General features: G+C 39.8%; 18 protein-coding genes. 8 read left to right on the forward strand and 10 right to left on the reverse strand.

Going from position 1 to position 16383, the window contains the following annotated elements; all coding sequences use genetic code 11:
• Both AB9K32_RS04670 and AB9K32_RS04675 read left to right on the forward strand, forming a co-directional pair.
• Window positions 1–2628, forward strand: coding sequence for a DNA gyrase/topoisomerase IV subunit A (locus tag AB9K32_RS04670; RefSeq protein ID WP_369884505.1), 2628 nt, complete (start codon window positions 1–3; stop codon window positions 2626–2628).
• Between the two features lie 62 nt (window positions 2629–2690).
• The gene (locus AB9K32_RS04675; protein WP_293295271.1) at window positions 2691–3647 is read left to right on the forward strand and encodes a sterol desaturase family protein; all 957 of its coding nucleotides are present in this window, start codon (window positions 2691–2693) and stop codon (window positions 3645–3647) included.
• A gap of 149 nt (window positions 3648–3796) precedes the next feature.
• On the opposite strand, the gene AB9K32_RS04680 is transcribed toward AB9K32_RS04675, so the two are convergent.
• Entirely contained in the window at window positions 3797–4174 is a 378-nt protein-coding gene (locus AB9K32_RS04680) for a DNA topoisomerase IV (protein ID WP_369884506.1), read from the reverse strand.
• 32 nt (window positions 4175–4206) lie between these two features.
• Complete coding sequence (locus AB9K32_RS04685) at window positions 4207–4617, reverse strand: helix-turn-helix domain-containing protein (RefSeq protein WP_369884507.1); 411 nt, start codon at window positions 4615–4617, stop codon at window positions 4207–4209.
• A 283-nt stretch (window positions 4618–4900) separates the two neighbouring features.
• On the opposite strand from AB9K32_RS04685, the gene AB9K32_RS04690 reads away from it, so the two are divergent.
• The 3 genes from AB9K32_RS04690 to AB9K32_RS04700 all read left to right on the forward strand — a co-directional run bounded on the left by AB9K32_RS04690 (window position 4901) and on the right by AB9K32_RS04700 (window position 7115).
• Window positions 4901–6004 carry a M14 metallopeptidase family protein gene (locus AB9K32_RS04690; protein ID WP_369884508.1) on the forward strand — a complete coding sequence of 368 codons (1104 nt, stop codon included), beginning with the start codon at window positions 4901–4903 and terminating at the stop codon, window positions 6002–6004.
• A 98-nt stretch (window positions 6005–6102) separates the two neighbouring features.
• On the forward strand, window positions 6103–6582 hold the full coding sequence (locus tag AB9K32_RS04695) for an Lrp/AsnC family transcriptional regulator (protein ID WP_127141951.1): 480 nt from the start codon (window positions 6103–6105) through the stop codon (window positions 6580–6582).
• Between the two features lie 14 nt (window positions 6583–6596).
• Window positions 6597–7115 (forward strand): DinB family protein, encoded by a 519-nt coding sequence (locus AB9K32_RS04700; RefSeq protein ID WP_293295267.1) that lies wholly within the window; start codon window positions 6597–6599, stop codon window positions 7113–7115.
• Between the two features lies 1 nt (window position 7116).
• Here AB9K32_RS04700 and AB9K32_RS04705 read toward each other — a convergent pair whose 3' ends face one another.
• Window positions 7117–7443: a hypothetical protein gene (locus tag AB9K32_RS04705; RefSeq protein ID WP_224836973.1), complete on the reverse strand. Its 327-nt coding sequence runs from the start codon at window positions 7441–7443 to the stop codon at window positions 7117–7119.
• Window positions 7444–7537: 94 nt separating this feature from the next.
• Window positions 7538–8593, reverse strand: coding sequence for a 3-dehydroquinate synthase (gene aroB / locus AB9K32_RS04710; protein ID WP_224836972.1), 1056 nt, complete (start codon window positions 8591–8593; stop codon window positions 7538–7540).
• Between the two features lie 91 nt (window positions 8594–8684).
• Between aroB and AB9K32_RS04715 the strand changes: the two genes are divergently transcribed.
• A complete protein-coding gene (locus AB9K32_RS04715; protein ID WP_369884509.1) occupies window positions 8685–9860 on the forward strand; it encodes a proline dehydrogenase family protein in 1176 nt (391 codons plus the stop codon).
• Between the two features lie 54 nt (window positions 9861–9914).
• A complete protein-coding gene (locus AB9K32_RS04720) occupies window positions 9915–10547 on the forward strand; it encodes a hypothetical protein (protein ID WP_369884510.1) in 633 nt (210 codons plus the stop codon).
• Window positions 10548–10555: 8 nt separating this feature from the next.
• Here AB9K32_RS04720 and AB9K32_RS04725 read toward each other — a convergent pair whose 3' ends face one another.
• From AB9K32_RS04725 to AB9K32_RS04750, 6 genes are all read right to left on the reverse strand, one after another.
• The gene (locus AB9K32_RS04725) at window positions 10556–10933 is read right to left on the reverse strand and encodes a DUF4258 domain-containing protein (RefSeq protein ID WP_252079722.1); all 378 of its coding nucleotides are present in this window, start codon (window positions 10931–10933) and stop codon (window positions 10556–10558) included.
• A 6-nt stretch (window positions 10934–10939) separates the two neighbouring features.
• Window positions 10940–12139, reverse strand: a complete 1200-nt coding sequence (locus tag AB9K32_RS04730; RefSeq protein ID WP_252079723.1) for an alanine dehydrogenase — start codon at window positions 12137–12139, stop codon at window positions 10940–10942.
• Window positions 12140–12184: 45 nt separating this feature from the next.
• Window positions 12185–12649 carry a hypothetical protein gene (locus tag AB9K32_RS04735; RefSeq protein ID WP_293295264.1) on the reverse strand — a complete coding sequence of 155 codons (465 nt, stop codon included), beginning with the start codon at window positions 12647–12649 and terminating at the stop codon, window positions 12185–12187.
• A 171-nt stretch (window positions 12650–12820) separates the two neighbouring features.
• Window positions 12821–12955 carry a hypothetical protein gene (locus tag AB9K32_RS04740; RefSeq protein ID WP_293295263.1) on the reverse strand — a complete coding sequence of 45 codons (135 nt, stop codon included), beginning with the start codon at window positions 12953–12955 and terminating at the stop codon, window positions 12821–12823.
• A gap of 176 nt (window positions 12956–13131) precedes the next feature.
• The gene (tsaE, locus tag AB9K32_RS04745) at window positions 13132–13548 is read right to left on the reverse strand and encodes a tRNA (adenosine(37)-N6)-threonylcarbamoyltransferase complex ATPase subunit type 1 TsaE (protein WP_369884511.1); all 417 of its coding nucleotides are present in this window, start codon (window positions 13546–13548) and stop codon (window positions 13132–13134) included.
• A gap of 7 nt (window positions 13549–13555) precedes the next feature.
• Window positions 13556–15100: a PglZ domain-containing protein gene (locus AB9K32_RS04750; RefSeq protein ID WP_369884512.1), complete on the reverse strand. Its 1545-nt coding sequence runs from the start codon at window positions 15098–15100 to the stop codon at window positions 13556–13558.
• Between the two features lie 37 nt (window positions 15101–15137).
• On the opposite strand from AB9K32_RS04750, the gene AB9K32_RS04755 reads away from it, so the two are divergent.
• Entirely contained in the window at window positions 15138–16361 is a 1224-nt protein-coding gene (locus AB9K32_RS04755; RefSeq protein WP_369884513.1) for an HD domain-containing protein, read from the forward strand.
• The last annotated feature ends 22 nt before the right edge of the window (window positions 16362–16383 follow it).

Genomic DNA, 16383 nt, shown 5'->3' on the forward strand with positions numbered 1-16383 from the left:
ATGGAAGAGAACGAAGAACTGAACGATGAAAGTTTAGAAAACCAAGAAGAGTCCCAAGATAGCCTGGTCAAAGTGACCGGAATGTACAAGGATTGGTTTTTGGATTACGCTTCGTATGTAATATTGGAGCGAGCAGTACCCGCCATCGAAGATGGATTTAAGCCAGTACAAAGAAGAATTATGCATTCGCTCAAAGAACTGGACGACGGTCGTTACAACAAGGTCGCGAACGTAGTGGGGCACACCATGCAATACCATCCTCATGGCGATGCCAGTATTGCAGATGCCATGGTACAGATCGGACAAAAAGATCTACTGATAGACACTCAAGGTAACTGGGGGAACATCCTTACCGGCGATGGAGCAGCTGCACCGCGTTATATCGAAGCAAGACTTTCCAAGTTTGCCCTTGAAGTAATTTATAGCCCAAAAATTACCGAATGGCAGCTAAGTTATGACGGCAGAAAAAAAGAACCCGTTAATTTACCGGTAAAATTTCCGCTTTTGCTCGCGCAAGGGGCGGAAGGAATTGCAGTGGGCCTTTCCACCAAGATACTGCCTCACAACTTTAACGAGCTTATCGATGCCTCGATAAAACACTTGCAGGGCAAGCGGTTCACCATTGTTCCAGATTTCCCTACAGCAGGGATTATTGATGTGACGAATTATAACGATGGTATGCGAGGCGGTAAGATCAGGGTAAGAGCCAAAATTTCGACTTTGGACAAGAATACCTTGGTCATCAACGAAATACCTTACGGCACCAACACGTCCTCTTTAATTGACTCCATCTTAAAGGCTAACGATAAGGGGAAAATCAAAATAAAAAAGATTGAGGACAATACCGCAGCAGAGGTAGAAATCTTGGTACATTTACCAAACGGTATCTCGCCGGATAAAACCATCGACGCACTTTACGCCTTTACCGCTTGTGAATCCTCCATCTCACCATTAGGTTGTGTTATCGAGGACAACAAGCCCTTGTTTATTGGAGTAAAAGAAATGCTTCAAAGATCTACGGACAACACGGTAGAGTTGCTCAAAGCCGAACTCCAAATTCAATTGGATGAACTGGAAGAACAGTGGCACTTTTCTTCATTGGAACGCATTTTTATCGAGAATAGGATCTATCGGGAAATTGAAGAAGAGGAGACATGGGAAGGTGTTATCGATGCCATAGACAAAGGTCTAAAGCCGCATATTGCCCATTTGAAAAGAGCTGTGACCAAAGATGATATTGTGAGATTGACGGAAATCCGAATTAAGCGCATTTCAAAGTTTGATTTAGATAAGGCGCATCAACTCATTGAAAGTCTTGAAGATAGGATAAAAGAAACCAAACACCATCTAGAGCATTTGGTGGACTATGCCATTGCGTATTTTAAAGAGCTCAAAAAGAAATATGGAGCAGGCCGGGAACGGAAATCAGAGGTCAAGATTTTTGACGATATCGAAGCCACCAAAGTGGTTATCCGCAACACTAAGCTCTACGTAAACCGCGAAGAAGGCTTTATTGGCACCTCCCTTAAACGCGACGAATACGTTACGGACTGCAGCGATATTGATGACATTATCGTTTTTACCCAAAAAGGGGACATGATGGTCACCAAGGTGGATTCCAAAGTATTTATCGGGAAGAATATTATACATGTTGCCGTTTTTAAAAAGAAGGACAAGCGAACCACCTACAACATGATCTATAAAAGCATGAAAGGTGGCCCGAGCTATGTAAAGCGGTTTAATGTAACCAGCATTACCCGGGATAAACTTTACCCCCTGGCCGGTGACAAAACCTCTTCCGAAGTACTTTATTTTTCCGCCAATCCAAACGGTGAAGCCGAAGTTGTTACCGTAATGCTACGGCAGTCCGGCAGTATTAAAAAGCTGAAATGGGACCTTGACTTTTCCGATGTGTTGATCAAGGGACGCAGTTCCAAAGGAAATTTGGTTACAAAATATGCCATTAAACGCATTGAACTCAAAGAAAAAGGAGTGTCAACCCTGAAACCAAGGAAAATTTGGTTCGATGATGTTGTGAACAGATTGAACGTTGACGGTAGGGGAGAACTACTCGGTGAATTTAAAGGAGATGATCTTCTTTTGGTGATCGACCAAAAAGGCATTGTAAAAACCATCCCACCGGATATGCTCACTCGTTTTAACGACGACATGATCGTACTGGAAAAATGGAATCCAGAAAAACCCATTTCCGTTGTGCACTATGTAGGGGAAAAAGAACGTTTTTACTTAAAAAGATTTCTGATAGAAAATCCAAACAGGGAAGAAGTGGTGATCGATGAAGATCCCAAATCGTATTTGGAGCTTGTATCAACCGATTGGAGGCCCAGACTGGAAATTGAATTTGTTAAGCCCCGCGGAAAAGACCCGAAGCCAAATCTTGAGGTAAACGTTGAGGGTTTCATTGCGATAAAAGGAATTAAAGCCCTCGGAAATCAGCTTACTCCAGAGAAAGTGAAAAATATAAACACCATGGAACCATTGCCCTTCGAGGAACCCGAAGAGCAAAAAACCGAAGAAATCGAAGTAGTGGACGAAGAACAGATAGAAACCGATGATAACGATATAGGCACAAAGAATGATAGTTCCGATCAAACCTCTTTGTTTTAATTCTTTTTATGTCTAATTTTCCGAACAACACACACCTAGAGCTTAAAGCTTAATATTGCTATATGGATTTTACAAACCCCCTGGTATACGGAGTACCAGTTTTTATTGCCTTTATTTTACTCGAATTAACTTACAGCAAAACTCACGACGACGACCATCTTTACAACTGGAAAGATCTCGCCGCCAGTAGTTTTATGGGCATAGGCTCCGCCATTTTGGGACCTTTGTTCAAAGTTGCCTTCGCCATCCTCCTTTTTGAAGGGACCTATGAGCTTTTTAATCCCGAGATAGACGGGGTCAGAACAAACATTATGGGATACCAATCCTTCGGGTATGCTTGGTATATTTGGATTTTATGTCAATTGGCCGACGATTTTACCTATTATTGGTTTCATAGGGCCAATCACGAGGTCCGTATTCTTTGGGCGGCCCATATCGTACACCACTCTTCGGACAATTTTAATTTAGGTACCGCAATTCGCAATGGATGGTTCACCATATTGTACAAACCTTTCTTTTACATTTGGATGCCAGCTATTGGTTTTCCACCGGAAATGGTAGTGGTCTGTTTGGGCATTGAAGCATTGTGGCAGTTCCAGCTACACACTGTTTATGTGCCTAAACTCGGCTTTTTGGAGAAAATATTCAACACCCATACCATGCACCAAGTGCACCACGCTCAAAATGTGGAGTATTTGGACAAGAACCACGGGGGCTTCTTAAATATTTTCGATAAAATGTTTGGGACCTGGAAAGAACTTGATGATAATATTGATGTAAAGTACGGTGTAATCCACGCGCCTAATTCCTATAATCCAGTGGTTATCCTAACCCATGAATTCAAAGATATTTGGAACGACGTTAAAAAAGTGGACAAACTATCGCACAAGCTGATGTATATTTTTGGACCTCCGGGATGGAGCCACGACGGAAGCACATTGACCGTTAAACAGCAACAACGATTGTTCAAAAAACACAAAGAGTCCAGTCCAGAACTGGCATATCAAAGACCCAATTAATAGAAAAGCAGGGATTTAACCCTTATTTTAACCTTCGAAGAAATCATTTTTGTCGGAGGTTTTTTTTAAACAACATAAGCGAAAGACGGTCAATCAATCAATTTGAAAAAGGTCGTATTTCAATTACAATACAAACTGATTGTCATACGTCAATCTATTTTATGGGCAGTACCTTTGAACTTTTTACTTTCACCGACAATATTGTATTCAAAAGTGTAGGAAGACCCTGAGGTCGTCAAGATCTTAATGTGAATAGGTTTTTCTTCCGCCTTGCTTTTTGGATTCAGATTTTTTAAAACGTATTCGCAGTCATTTATCCAGCGAACCGAGGAAGAATCTGTTTTACCCTCGAACTCATCAACTTCCAAATCCATTGTTCTTTGAAAAATCGTCTCTTTTTCCTCCCCATTTATGGTAGCTTTAAAAGAAAATGTTCCCGTTTTAAAATCTTCGCAATTCCGCTCCGGTGGTTGACCACAAGAGAAACACAATAGAATAACGGCAGTTGTAAGTAGAAGTCTTGTCATAAGTGCAAAGAAACGGAAACTAGTCGAAAGGTTCAATCCTTTTTTGGATCAAAAGTCTTAAAGCTACCATCCCTGTATAGCAATATAATTTGAGTAGGGTTCTCTTTCCTTGAGCCGGATTTTTCAATTTGCGCTGAAGACATAGCTTCCGTGTATTTTGCATCCGTACTTTCAACAATAGATTGTCTTTCTCTGATTTGGACAGGACCCTCCGTATCGCTCTCTATTGGAAAGGAACCCTTACCTTTCAACAACCAATATAGGTCAACCTCAGGGTAGGTATCGACCAACTTCATAACAAAGTCCAAGCTGGGTTTGTTTCTTCCGCTCAACAAATGGGATATACTGGATCTTTGCACGCCAATAGCATCGGCAAAAGCGGAAACGGACAACCCAAAATGATCTATAACCTGTTGTATGCGCAATATTAAATCGGAATTCACATCTGTAAATTTTTATACAACAAAAGTAATGCAAGTAAAATTCCCCACAATGATATTCACTTAAAAATCACATTTATACTTGCACTATAGATTTAAATAAATAATATTAACCAATTGATATAAATAAACATAACTTAGTTTAAATACATTCTGTTTACATTTGTATAAAAAGCAATGTTATTAATAATTTCACGGTTTACAAATGTGTAAATATTTTACAGGCATACATTACATTTGTAAACTTATCCTATGGTATTTTTGTACGCTTTAATCAACGGTATACATGATTCACTATTCAAAGTTTAAAGAAAGCTCTATTCAAGGCAGGTACATAAACATGGACTCTATTCAAAAATGCTTTTCCAAACTTTCGGAGCCTCTTATTGAAATCGGCAAATCGGTCAACCAAGTCCAAATTCATGCTTTTCAATTGGGGAATGGACCTATCAAGGTACTCTTGTGGTCTCAAATGCATGGTAACGAATCCACGACCACTAAAGCGTTATGGGATTTGGTGAATTTTTTACGGTCTAACGACCCCTTGGCCTATACTATATTAAAGGAATGCAGTTTAATGGTCGTACCCATGTTAAATCCAGATGGGGCAAATGTTTATACTCGAGAAAACTGTAATGGTGTGGATTTGAATAGGGACGCCAAGATGCAATCACAGCCCGAAAGCGTTGCGCTTCGTAGATTGTTCAATTCTTTTCAACCAGATTTCTGTTTTAATTTACACGATCAACGCACGCTGTTCAGTGCCGGGAACACCAACAAACCTGCAACAGTGTCGTTTTTATCTCCTGCCAGTAATAAAGAACGCGAGATTACCCCAACACGAGAAACGGCAATGAAATTAATAGCTGGGATGAATGTTATGCTGCAAAAACACATTCCCGGTCAAGTTGGGCGGTACGATGATGGTTTTAACGATAACTGCGTAGGGGATACGTTCCAAATGCTCGGTGTACCAACTGTATTGTTCGAGTCTGGACACTATCCGGGGGATTATGATCGTGAGATTACCCGGAAATACATATTTCTTTCCTTACTGGAAGCTTTTAAAATTATTGCAGAGCATCAGGTAGATGAGTTTTCTGTTGGAGATTATTTTTCTATTCCCGGAAACCATAAATTATTTTTTGACATCATCATAGAAAATGCCGGAATAGTCAATCCCAGAATTTCTAACACTCACAAAGTTGGTGTCCGATACAAAGAAGTTTTGGTCGACGGCACTGTAGTTTTTGAGCCCCAAATAACGGAAGTAGGCACGCTAAATGGATTTTACGGACATAGAACCATTGAATGTGTTGATACCAAGGGATTTGGATTTACATACGCCGATACACCCTTACTGGATTTACTTAAAAACACCAAGGAATAACCGTTAATACGAACCTGTTCTTGCATTTTATTTAAAAAAAAACCATTTTTATTACGTAAATTTCCTTTTTTAACTAATTTTGCTGCAAAATCAATGTAATGAATAAAGTCAAATTAGACGAAATAGACCACCAGATATTGGACATGTTAATCGACAATACCCGTACACCGTTCACGGATATTGCCAAAAAATTGCTGATTTCTGCGGGTACTGTACATGTACGCGTTAAAAAAATGGAAGAATCCGGAATCATCAAAGGATCTTCTTTAACCTTGGATTATGTGAAGTTGGGCTATTCCTTTATCGCATATGTGGGTATATTTTTGGAAAAAACCCATCAAACCAAATTCGTGCTCGAACGTCTAAGTCAAATACCTTACGTGACCGTGGCCCATATTACCACCGGGAAATTCAATATTTTCTGTAAAATTAGGGCCAGGGATACAACACACGCAAAAAATATCATTTTTAAAATAGATGATATTGATGGTATTAGTAGAACGGAAACTATGATTTCTCTTGAAGAAAGCATCAACGATAAAAGACGTCTGATGCACACCATCTTCAACGAGCTGTAATCCATACCTCTTATATGTTGCTTTCGGAACTGCCTTCTTCTGAATACAATCCATTTTACCGAACCTATATTATGGCTTTGGGAAACGTGGATCTGTTAGAGGAGCTAAAAATGGGCAGAACCGCTTTTTTGTCTCTTTTTGATGAAATTACAGACAAAAAATTGAGTTTTGCCTATGCCGAGGGCAAATGGACGTTGGCAGAGTCGATTGTCCATATGATCGATACGGAAAGAATCTTTCAATATAGGGCACTATGTTTTGCCAGAAAAGACAAAACACCGTTGCCCGGGTTCGATCAAGATGATTATGTCCCAAACTCCAATGCCCATCTGAGGACCAAGCAAAGTCTGATTGAAGAATATGCGGCTGTAAGAGCAGCAACCATCACCCTGTTTTCCTCTTTTGATGATGTGGCGATGAACCAAATAGGTATTGCCAGCGATTCCAAAATGAGTGTAAGGGCATTAGGGTTTATCATTAGTGGCCACCAGGCCCATCACCTAAAAATTATCCAAGAAAGGTACTTGGTGTAGATCAATAGTCGGTTTCACCATCCAATTCGTCGGAAGCGGATTCCATACCATCCAAACCATCTTCCTCAAATTCAGAAGCAACCAAGTCGTTATCCAACTCCTTTTCAATGGCTTCCTCGAAATTGGCTATAAAATTGGAAAGGCTTTTGCTGATTTTTACCATATAAATAGTGTCGTCCGTTTTAACTTCCACTGCCTCGATCACTTCCCCATTCGGTTTTTTTATGGTAATTATGTCGTCGTCGCCATAACCGTCGGGATAGGAATCGATCAAAGTGGCCGCAACGTGGTGGTCCAACTTTTTGTAGTCTATCAAAATTCGTTTCATAATGGTTAGTTATAAATTCCAATCCTAAACTAGAAATTTTTAAACTTGATAGGTACAGAGAGTTACGTAAATTAAAAAAAAGTAGGTGAACGGCTTATTCGCTGTAGTATGCAAATGCTTTGTGGAACAATTCCTCGGGCACTTTTATATCGGTCACTGCCTCGCCAATCGCCTGCAACAGCACAAAATTGACATTTCCGTGAGAGTTTTTCTTGTCATATTTTAGCAATTTTAGGATGGCATCAATATCATCTTCGGTGAACTCTACACGGTCAAAATGCTGCAGAAACCCCATTTTTATCTCGTCCAGGTCTAACTTGGAGAGACCTCGAAGTTCGTGAGACAGGTATCCTTCCAAGATCATACCAACGGCAATCGCCTCACCATGTAACAAGGTTGTTCTATTTGGGTTGTCCAAACAATACGACTCAATGGCATGCCCCAAGGTGTGACCGTAATTCAATATTTTACGGAGTCCCTGTTCTGTGGGGTCCTGCATAACCACTTCATTTTTAATGGCTATGGATTTTTGAATACAGCCGGCTTCGGCAAAATTACCTTCTAAGGTGAGTTCTTTCCAATATTCCTTGTTTTGAATAAGACCGTGCTTCAACATCTCGGCATAGCCACTTTTGGTCTGCCTTGAATCTAATGTTTTGAGAAATTCAGGAAAAATCAATACCATTTGTGGCTGGTTGATCACCCCGATCTGGTTTTTCAAAGAACCTAGGTCTACCCCCGTTTTACCTCCAATAGAGGCATCTACCATAGAAAGCAGGGTAGTGGGTATATTAATAAAATCTATCCCTCTTTTAAAGGTAGAAGCAACAAATCCACCCATGTCGGTCAAAACGCCACCTCCCAAATTGATCAAAAGGCTTTTTCTGTCTCCATCCAACTGCGAAAGCTCCTCCCAAAGTTGTAAACAAGTCCTAATGTGCTTATTTTCTTCACCGGATGCTATTTCCAAGATGGCATCCACCGGTCCATCAAAAATATTTTTAAGGACAGGCAAACAATGTTCCTTGGTATTTTCATCTACCAAAAGAAATACTTTTGAATATTTTTTTTGGGCAACATGTTGATTGAGAGCAGCTTTTGCCAATTCGTTGATGTGTACCTCGTAGGATTGTGATTTAACCGACTCCATAATTTTATTTACACCGCTAAATAAAGACTAATTTTAATTATATGGTTATAGATTCCCTACTTATCTTTGAATCTTTAATGTATTGTAAATAATGCGACCAAATTTTGAGAATACTGCAATAGCATTTGAGCTAAAGTCGGACTCCCAGCTGGAGCGAGCTTATTTTCTTTTTAAAATGATTTCCAAAGAACCCCTGGTACGAATCGGTACTGCGGTCACGAATTTTGCCATAAAGGCGCATCTTCCCGTAGAAGGGTTGATCCGGGCAACGGTATTCGACCATTTTTGTGGCGGGGTAAGCGAAAAAGACTGTCTGCCGATCATAGATAATATGTACGGTAACGGGGTATATTCCATTTTGGATTATTCCGCCGAGGGCAAGGAGGTGGACAATCAGTTCGATTTTACCATGGAAAAAACCTTGGAAATCCTAGATTTTGTAAAAGAAAAAGACGCCATGCCCTTTGCCGTGTTCAAACCCACGGGTTTTGGTCGTTTTAAGCTTTTTGAAAAAGTATCTGCACAGAAGGAACTTACGGAATCTGAGCAAGCAGAGTGGGGGAGAATTGTACAGAGGTTTGAGAAAGTATGCCAAAAAGCATACAATTTGGATGTTGCGCTGTTGATAGACGCCGAAGAAAGTTGGATGCAAGATGCCGCGGACGATTTGATCCTTGATCTAATGCGCAAGTACAATAAGCAGAAAGCCGTGGTGTTCAATACCTTTCAAATGTACCGTTGGGACCGCATGGAGTATATTAAAAAAATATATGGACTGGCCACCTCGGAAGGATTTAAAATTGGGGCCAAGGTAGTGCGCGGCGCTTACATGGAAAAGGAAAACGATCGTGCCCATGAAAACGGATATGAAAGCCCGATCTGCAAGTCCAAAAAGGACACGGACGAAAATTATGATACTGCCATTGCATTTATGATGGAGCATTTAGAACATTTTATCATCTTCGCAGGTACTCATAACGAGCAAAGTAGCCTTAAACTGGTAGATCTTATGGAAAAGAATGGAGTTCCATCGAACGATGAACATATTTGGTTTGGGCAGTTGTTTGGCATGAGCGACCATATTACCTATAATTTGGCCGCAGAGGGATATAACTCTGTGAAATACTTGCCCTACGGTCCTGTTCGCGACGTAATGCCCTATCTGATCAGAAGAGCAGAGGAAAACACCTCCGTTGCCGGGCAAACGTCCCGAGAGCTTGCCCTGATCACCAAAGAACGGAAGCGGAGGAAGTTGGGGGATCAGTAACCAAACTGTAACAATTCTCTGCTTTTGGACACTTATAGGTCAAATCCCATTTTTATGGAACTGGACCTACTAAAAAAGAGTTGGAAAAAAATAAACTTTGAAACAAGTGAAGATGCAGTGCCCGATTTTTCTATTATCAGAAAAAAAGAGTCTGTTTTAGCTTTAAATACCGCCCGAAAGCTATTTGTTTTTTCAATGTTAGAGTTCGCTCTATGGGGTGTTCTGGGAATAGTACTTCAAGTTTATTTTCAAAAAGACATCCCTGAATCTTTCTTGCAGTTTAAGCCATTGATTGTTTTGGAAAAAATAAATTACTTGGTCTTGGCTGTTTTTATTGCTGCATTTTTATGGTCGTACAATACAATTAAAACAAATATTGGGGTTAGAGAGATGCTATCCCGAATATTGCAAAGCAAACAACTTGTTACGTACTATGTAAACTACAACATCATAGTGTTTGGTTTAACGTTTTTAACAAGCTTTGTTTGGGAGCTTTTCAACAATGAACAGCTTGTAGTGTTGTTGCAAAACAAGAATGGGCTGGTGATTCCCGGGCTTATAGTTTTTGGTACTGCATTGACCCTTATCCTTACCGTACTGGTTCATAAGGCCTACATGTTTTTTTATGAAAGATTCATTATAAGCTTTAAAACACTACTGAAAAACCTTAAAGAACTGGAAGAATAATAGAATTTTTAGTCAATAGTCGGTTTTACTGCCTGAACTTCAATGTCTTTATCACAATTTTTTACTTTCAGTTCCAACTCTTCCCCATTGTAATCGTGTGAGATAAAATAGGTTTTGCATGGCTTGGATTTAGTGTCGCTTTTACTAAAATCCACATCGCCATCCTTAAAGAAAGATTGGATAAGCAGAGTGTCTCTGTACTGCTCGCGTAGGGATTCGGAAAAAGTCAAGGGTTTGGATCGCATGTCCTTGAGCACCCTGCAATTGGGCAAATAGCAGAAATCGATTCCCCCTTCACCTGATTTTTTCTTCAAAAAGAATACTAAAAATATCAATCCTATGGATAGTCCAACCAAGTACCACCCCAATCGTTTCAAAAAACCCATTTACAATTAAAAAATAAGAAAGTTAATATCGTTGTAATTTAACCCAAACCAATCCCCGACCGATTTATTGGTCAAAATACCGTGGTACATATAAAGTCCGTTGCGCAACCCTTTGTCGAACCGAAGGGAATGTTCCAATCCCCCTTCTTCACCAATTTTTAATAAATACGGCGTAAATATATTGCTAATGGAAATCGAAGAGGTACGAGGATATCTGGATGGAATATTGGGAACACCGTAATGGATTACGCCATATTTTTCGAAGGTCGGTTTCCGGTGTGTGGTCACTTCGGAAGTTTCAAAACAACCGCCCATATCAATACTGACATCTATAACTACTGCACCTTTTTTCATATTTTCCACCATGGAACTGGATACAACAACGGGCGAACGGTCCTTGCCTCGGGTCGCACCAATGGCAACATCGCAACGTTTTAAGGATTTTATCAGGTTCTTGGGCTGCACGGTAGAGGTGTACAGGGTCTGGTTCAGGTTGGTCTGTAATTTTCGCAGTTTACTGATGGAATTATCAAAAACTTTTACATTGGCGCCCAAACCCAAGGCCGAACGTGCTGCGAATTCACCTACGGTTCCAGCGCCTATAATCACAACTTCTACAGGCGGCACACCACTTATGTTACCGAACATTAAACCGTTCCCCTCGCTGGGCATGGCCATTAACTCTGCAGCTATTAAAATAGAGGAAATCCCAGCGATCTCGCTTAGGGATCGAACTGCAGGATAATTACCATCGTCGTCCCGAATGTATTCAAATGCGATGGCCGTCAATCGCTTTTTGGCCATAACCTCAAAATATTCCTTGTTCTGCGTCTTGATCTGCAAGGCAGAAATAATAATGGTCTGCGGATTCAGGTAATCAATTTCGGTAAGGGTAGGTGGCTCAACTTTTAAGATTATAGGGCAAGAAAACACTTTTTTGGTATCGCGGGTAATTTCTGCGCCTGCGTTGGTATAATCTATATCCAAAAAATTGGCTCCTTCACCGGCCCCGGATTCAATTAAGACCCTATGCCCATGTGCCGTGATGGCATTAACGGCATCTGGTGTAAGGCACACCCTCTTTTCTTGATATTGATTTTCTTTTGGGATACCTATAAAAAGCTCACCTTTTTGTTTATCGATCTCTAAAGTTTCTTCTTGTGGAAGTAACTGTTGTTTGCTAAATGGAGAGGAAGCTTGGCTCATATAGGGTAAATCTATTCTAAACGCCCCAAGGGCATTTGAGCAAATTTACATTTTTTTTGAAGTAGTCTTTTGGCGTTGCTCCAATTTCTCGCGTTCCTTGCGCAATTCCTCTTTTTCCTTAAGAATTTGAAGTTCGGTATCCATAGCCTCAAGATCGATGCCATGTACGTGTTTATCCACCAACTTGACCCTAATAAAATAAACAACGGGAATCACTACCATGGTTACGGCAATTATGTACAAGATTTCATTTTCATCCACAATACCCGATTCAAAGGTTAAGACAGAAAACAATTGAAAGCTGTACATGGCAATCGGAATCAAGATGGTGTAATACCACCATTCTTTTGAGGTAATAAACCAAATTATCAACAGCAGCAATGGTACAATTTTACCAAAATAGTAATAAAAGGAATCTGCTACATCATTAAAACCATTGTTTCCAAATTCAATTCCTAAAAACGAATATGACGTACTACCTACGGGAATGTATTTATACCAATAAAACATAATAGGGGTTATAGCAATTAAGATTGCAAATATTCCCTCCAAAATGAATTTTTTTCTGATACTTTTTTTGCTGCTCATTACTGGTGATAACATAAAAAAGTTCAAATTATTGTAAAAAAAATGACCCTATTTAAAAAACAGGGTCATCTCATTCTTACAAGGATATCAAAATTATAATTTTTTGATATCCTTTTTCTTGATGCTAGTAGTTTGATCTTTGTCAACTTTAACAACATCTGTAGAAACAGCAGTCATTGCCAAAAATGCAACAGCTAGCAATCCAAAAAAAACTTTTTTAGTGTTCATCGTAAAAGAGTTTTTGGTTAATAAATGAATTCATTCTTCTGAACAAATGTAGGAAAATATTTCAACTTTCCATGCCATTTATCGGTAAAATTGGTTTTTAAACGCAAAAAAACAACACTTTGTCGAAAATGACCCGTCCAGAACAATAATTTGTTTGAATATAGACCTATTGACTTTTAAGAAATATTTAACTCGATTGAACGTGTGTTTTCATCGATAAAATGCAAGAATACCCCCACAGCATCTTCCGGTAGTAAGGACGATATTTTATCGGGCCATTCTATAAATAGCCAAGCATCCGAGTTCAAGTAATCATCAAACCCCATATCCAACGCCTCCATTTCATCGTTGAGTCGATAAAAATCGAAATGATAGGCCAGGGGGGTGTTATTTTTATCCGAATATTCGTTAACCAAACCGAATGTAGGGCTGTTGGCCACATCGGCCGCGCCAAGTTCCTTTACCATGGCCTTTACCAAAGTGGTTTTGCCCACGCCCATTTCGCCATAGAGGCACAAAATTTTATTTGGAGCTTCCTGCAGCAATTGTATTGCCACATCTTGGATTTCATCTAACCGAAAAGTTCTCTTCAAAATGATACTATTTAGGGTCCAAAACTACAAAAGGAACAATCATTTCTTCCAAAGAAACCCCACCATGTTGATAAGTGTTGCGGTAGTAACTTACGTAATGATTATAATTATTGGGATAGGCAAAAAAGAGGTCGTTCTTTGCAAAAATAAAGCTGCTGCTCAGGTTAATGTTGGGCAAATGTATTTCTTGTGGGTTCTTTGTTGCCAGCACTTCTTTTTCTTGATAAGTTAGGCTTCGCCCGGTTTTGTAGCGCAGATTTAAGCTAGTTTCTCTATCACCGATAACTTTGGAAGGTTGCTTTACATTAATGGTACCATGATCGGTGGTCAGGATCAATTTCATGCCCAAATCCTGTGCCTGCTGGATTATTTCCAGTAGGGGAGAGTTTTTAAACCAGCTAAGGGTTAACGACCTATATGCCTTATCATTAGAGGCCAGTTCCTTTACCACTTCCATTTCGGTTTTGGAGTGGGAGAGCATATCCACAAAATTATATACCACCACTGTTAGGTCGTTGTCTTTTTGGCATTTAAAATTTTGTGCCAATTGTTTTCCTTGCTTTAGGTTGATAATTTTATGGTATTCCCAATTTAAATCCAGCCCCAAACGTTGTAATTGCTCGCCCAAAAACTCTGCTTCAAAAAGATTTTTCCCTCCTTCGTCCGTATCATTTTTCCACCAATCCGGATAACGCCTTTCCATTTCCGAGGGCATTAGGCCAGAAAAAAGGGCGTTACGGGCATACTGCGTAGCCGTTGGCAAAATGCTGAAATACGCGCATTCCTGTTTTTTCTTGTAATGCACGGATAAAGATTTCTCAAATGCCAACCATTGATCATATCTTAAGTTATCTATGACCACCAAAAGGGTTTTACTGCCTTCCAGCTCCGGTTGTATTTTATTTTTGAACAAGGTATGCGACATAATGGGAGCGTTATCGCCCTTGAACCATTCCTTATAGTTTTTGTCCACAAATTTTCCGAATTGCGAGTTGGCTTCCACTTTTTGGGATTCCAGTATTTCGAACATTCCGGAATCCTCGATCTGTTCCAGTTCCAATTCCCAATAAATCAATTTTTTGTACAGCTCCATCCACTCCTCATATGTATTGATCATGGAAAGGTCCATAGCAATCTTTCGAAATTCCTGTTGATAATTGGCTGTAGTTTTTTCCGATACCAATCGGGAGTTGTCCAAACTCTTTTTTAGGGACAATAAAATTTGGTTGGGATTTACGGGTTTTATAAGATAGTCGGCGATTTTGGATCCGATCGCCTCGTCCATGATGTATTCTTCCTCACTTTTGGTGATCATCACCACAGGAATGGAACCATCGTATTTTTTTATTTCGGTCAAGGTTTCCAAACCAGAAAGACCTGGCATATTTTCATCCAAAAACACAATATCAAAAAAGGTCTCCTTGATCTCCTCGATGGCATCTTGTCCGCTCTGGCTCGTAAATACATTGTACCCTTTACTTTGTAAAAATAATATGTGTGGTTTTAACAGGTCTATTTCATCATCGACCCATAGAATTGTAATCTTGTTCATATAGTAGTTATCTTTGTGGGAAATAAAACAAAAAACTTTGGTAAAAACCAATAAGCTTAATGTTTTCAACGATCCAATTTACGGTTTTATTGGAACTCCCAACGAACTAATTTTTAGTCTGATCGCCCACCCTTACTTTCAAAGGCTGAGGCGAATATCCCAAATGGGGCTTTCTTATTTGGTGTACCCGGGAGCTCACCACACTCGGTTTTCACATGCCTTGGGCAGTATGCATTTAATGACTAAGGCCATCCAGGTACTAAAAATAAAAAACGTTCCCATAACCGAAGAGGAAGAAAAAGGCCTTCTGTGCGCCATATTGCTTCACGATATTGGTCATGGACCATTTTCCCACGCCTTGGAGGGCTTTGTTGCCAAGGAAATTAGCCATGAGCAGATTTCCTTAAAATTTATGCAGGAGCTCAACAAAGAGTTCAATGGACAATTGGATACGGCCATTGCCATTTTTAAGGGGGATTACCCAAAAACCTTTCTAAACCAATTAGTATCCAGTCAACTGGATATGGACCGATTGGATTATTTAAAGCGGGACAGTTTTTATTCTGGGGTAACGGAAGGCAACATAAATTCGGAAAGGCTTATTTCCATGCTCAATGTAGTGGAAGGAAACTTAGTGTTGGAAGAGAAAGCCATATATGCGGTGGAAAAATTTTTGATGGCCCGTAGATTTATGTACTGGCAAGTGTATTTGCACAAAACTGGATTGGTAGCGGAACAATTATTGGTCCGGGTCATGCAACGCGCCCGCCTTCTCTTGAGTAAAAACACCGAACTTACCTGCAGCAAGCCCTTATTGTTTTTTTTAAAGAACAATGGCACGTTGAAATTTAATGCCGAAATTTTAAAGACCTTTGCCAATCTTGATGATATGGATATCCTGGGAGCTCTGAAAACTTGGCAATTCCATGAAGATTTTGTCCTATCCAAACTTTGCAAAATGCTATTGGAAAGAAGACTGCTCCATGTTAAGGTAAAGAAAAGGGCCCTTTCCACAGAAAAAATGGAAGAGAAATTGAATTGGATCATGGAAAAACACGATCTTTCCATAGAAGAAGCTTCCAATTTTGTGTTTCAAGGGGAGATATCCAACAAGGCCTATAGCAAAGATGAGGCCATCAAAATTTTAAAGAGTAACGGCAAAATATCGGATGTTCTGAAGGAATCGGACCAACTCAGCTTAAAAGCACTGGCAAAAACCGTGACCAAATATTATAGCTGTTATCCTAAGAAAGCCGTTTAACAAATTTTGTTACTTTTGCACC

Source organism: Allomuricauda sp. XS_ASV26 (genome assembly GCF_041224615.1).
Lineage (GTDB): Bacteria > Bacteroidota > Bacteroidia > Flavobacteriales > Flavobacteriaceae > Flagellimonas > Flagellimonas alginolytica.

What these genes read in the sequence shown, in the direction of transcription:
- AB9K32_RS04715 (WP_369884509.1), top strand. Translation starts at nt 8,685, where the DNA reads ATGCGACCAAATTTTGAGAATACTGCAATAGCATTTGAGCTAAAGTCG.
- AB9K32_RS04680 (WP_369884506.1), bottom strand. Translation starts at nt 4,174, where the DNA reads ATGACAAGACTTCTACTTACAACTGCCGTTATTCTATTGTGTTTCTCT.
- AB9K32_RS04750 (WP_369884512.1), bottom strand. Translation starts at nt 15,100, where the DNA reads ATGAACAAGATTACAATTCTATGGGTCGATGATGAAATAGACCTGTTA.
- AB9K32_RS04740 (WP_293295263.1), bottom strand. Translation starts at nt 12,955, where the DNA reads ATGAACACTAAAAAAGTTTTTTTTGGATTGCTAGCTGTTGCATTTTTG.
- AB9K32_RS04690 (WP_369884508.1), top strand. Translation starts at nt 4,901, where the DNA reads ATGATTCACTATTCAAAGTTTAAAGAAAGCTCTATTCAAGGCAGGTAC.
- AB9K32_RS04675 (WP_293295271.1), top strand. Translation starts at nt 2,691, where the DNA reads ATGGATTTTACAAACCCCCTGGTATACGGAGTACCAGTTTTTATTGCC.
- AB9K32_RS04670 (WP_369884505.1), top strand. Translation starts at nt 1, where the DNA reads ATGGAAGAGAACGAAGAACTGAACGATGAAAGTTTAGAAAACCAAGAA.
- AB9K32_RS04705 (WP_224836973.1), bottom strand. Translation starts at nt 7,443, where the DNA reads ATGAAACGAATTTTGATAGACTACAAAAAGTTGGACCACCACGTTGCG.
- AB9K32_RS04700 (WP_293295267.1), top strand. Translation starts at nt 6,597, where the DNA reads ATGTTGCTTTCGGAACTGCCTTCTTCTGAATACAATCCATTTTACCGA.
- AB9K32_RS04730 (WP_252079723.1), bottom strand. Translation starts at nt 12,139, where the DNA reads ATGAGCCAAGCTTCCTCTCCATTTAGCAAACAACAGTTACTTCCACAA.
- aroB (WP_224836972.1), bottom strand. Translation starts at nt 8,593, where the DNA reads ATGGAGTCGGTTAAATCACAATCCTACGAGGTACACATCAACGAATTG.
- AB9K32_RS04720 (WP_369884510.1), top strand. Translation starts at nt 9,915, where the DNA reads ATGGAACTGGACCTACTAAAAAAGAGTTGGAAAAAAATAAACTTTGAA.
- AB9K32_RS04725 (WP_252079722.1), bottom strand. Translation starts at nt 10,933, where the DNA reads ATGGGTTTTTTGAAACGATTGGGGTGGTACTTGGTTGGACTATCCATA.
- AB9K32_RS04735 (WP_293295264.1), bottom strand. Translation starts at nt 12,649, where the DNA reads ATGTTTTATTGGTATAAATACATTCCCGTAGGTAGTACGTCATATTCG.
- AB9K32_RS04695 (WP_127141951.1), top strand. Translation starts at nt 6,103, where the DNA reads ATGAATAAAGTCAAATTAGACGAAATAGACCACCAGATATTGGACATG.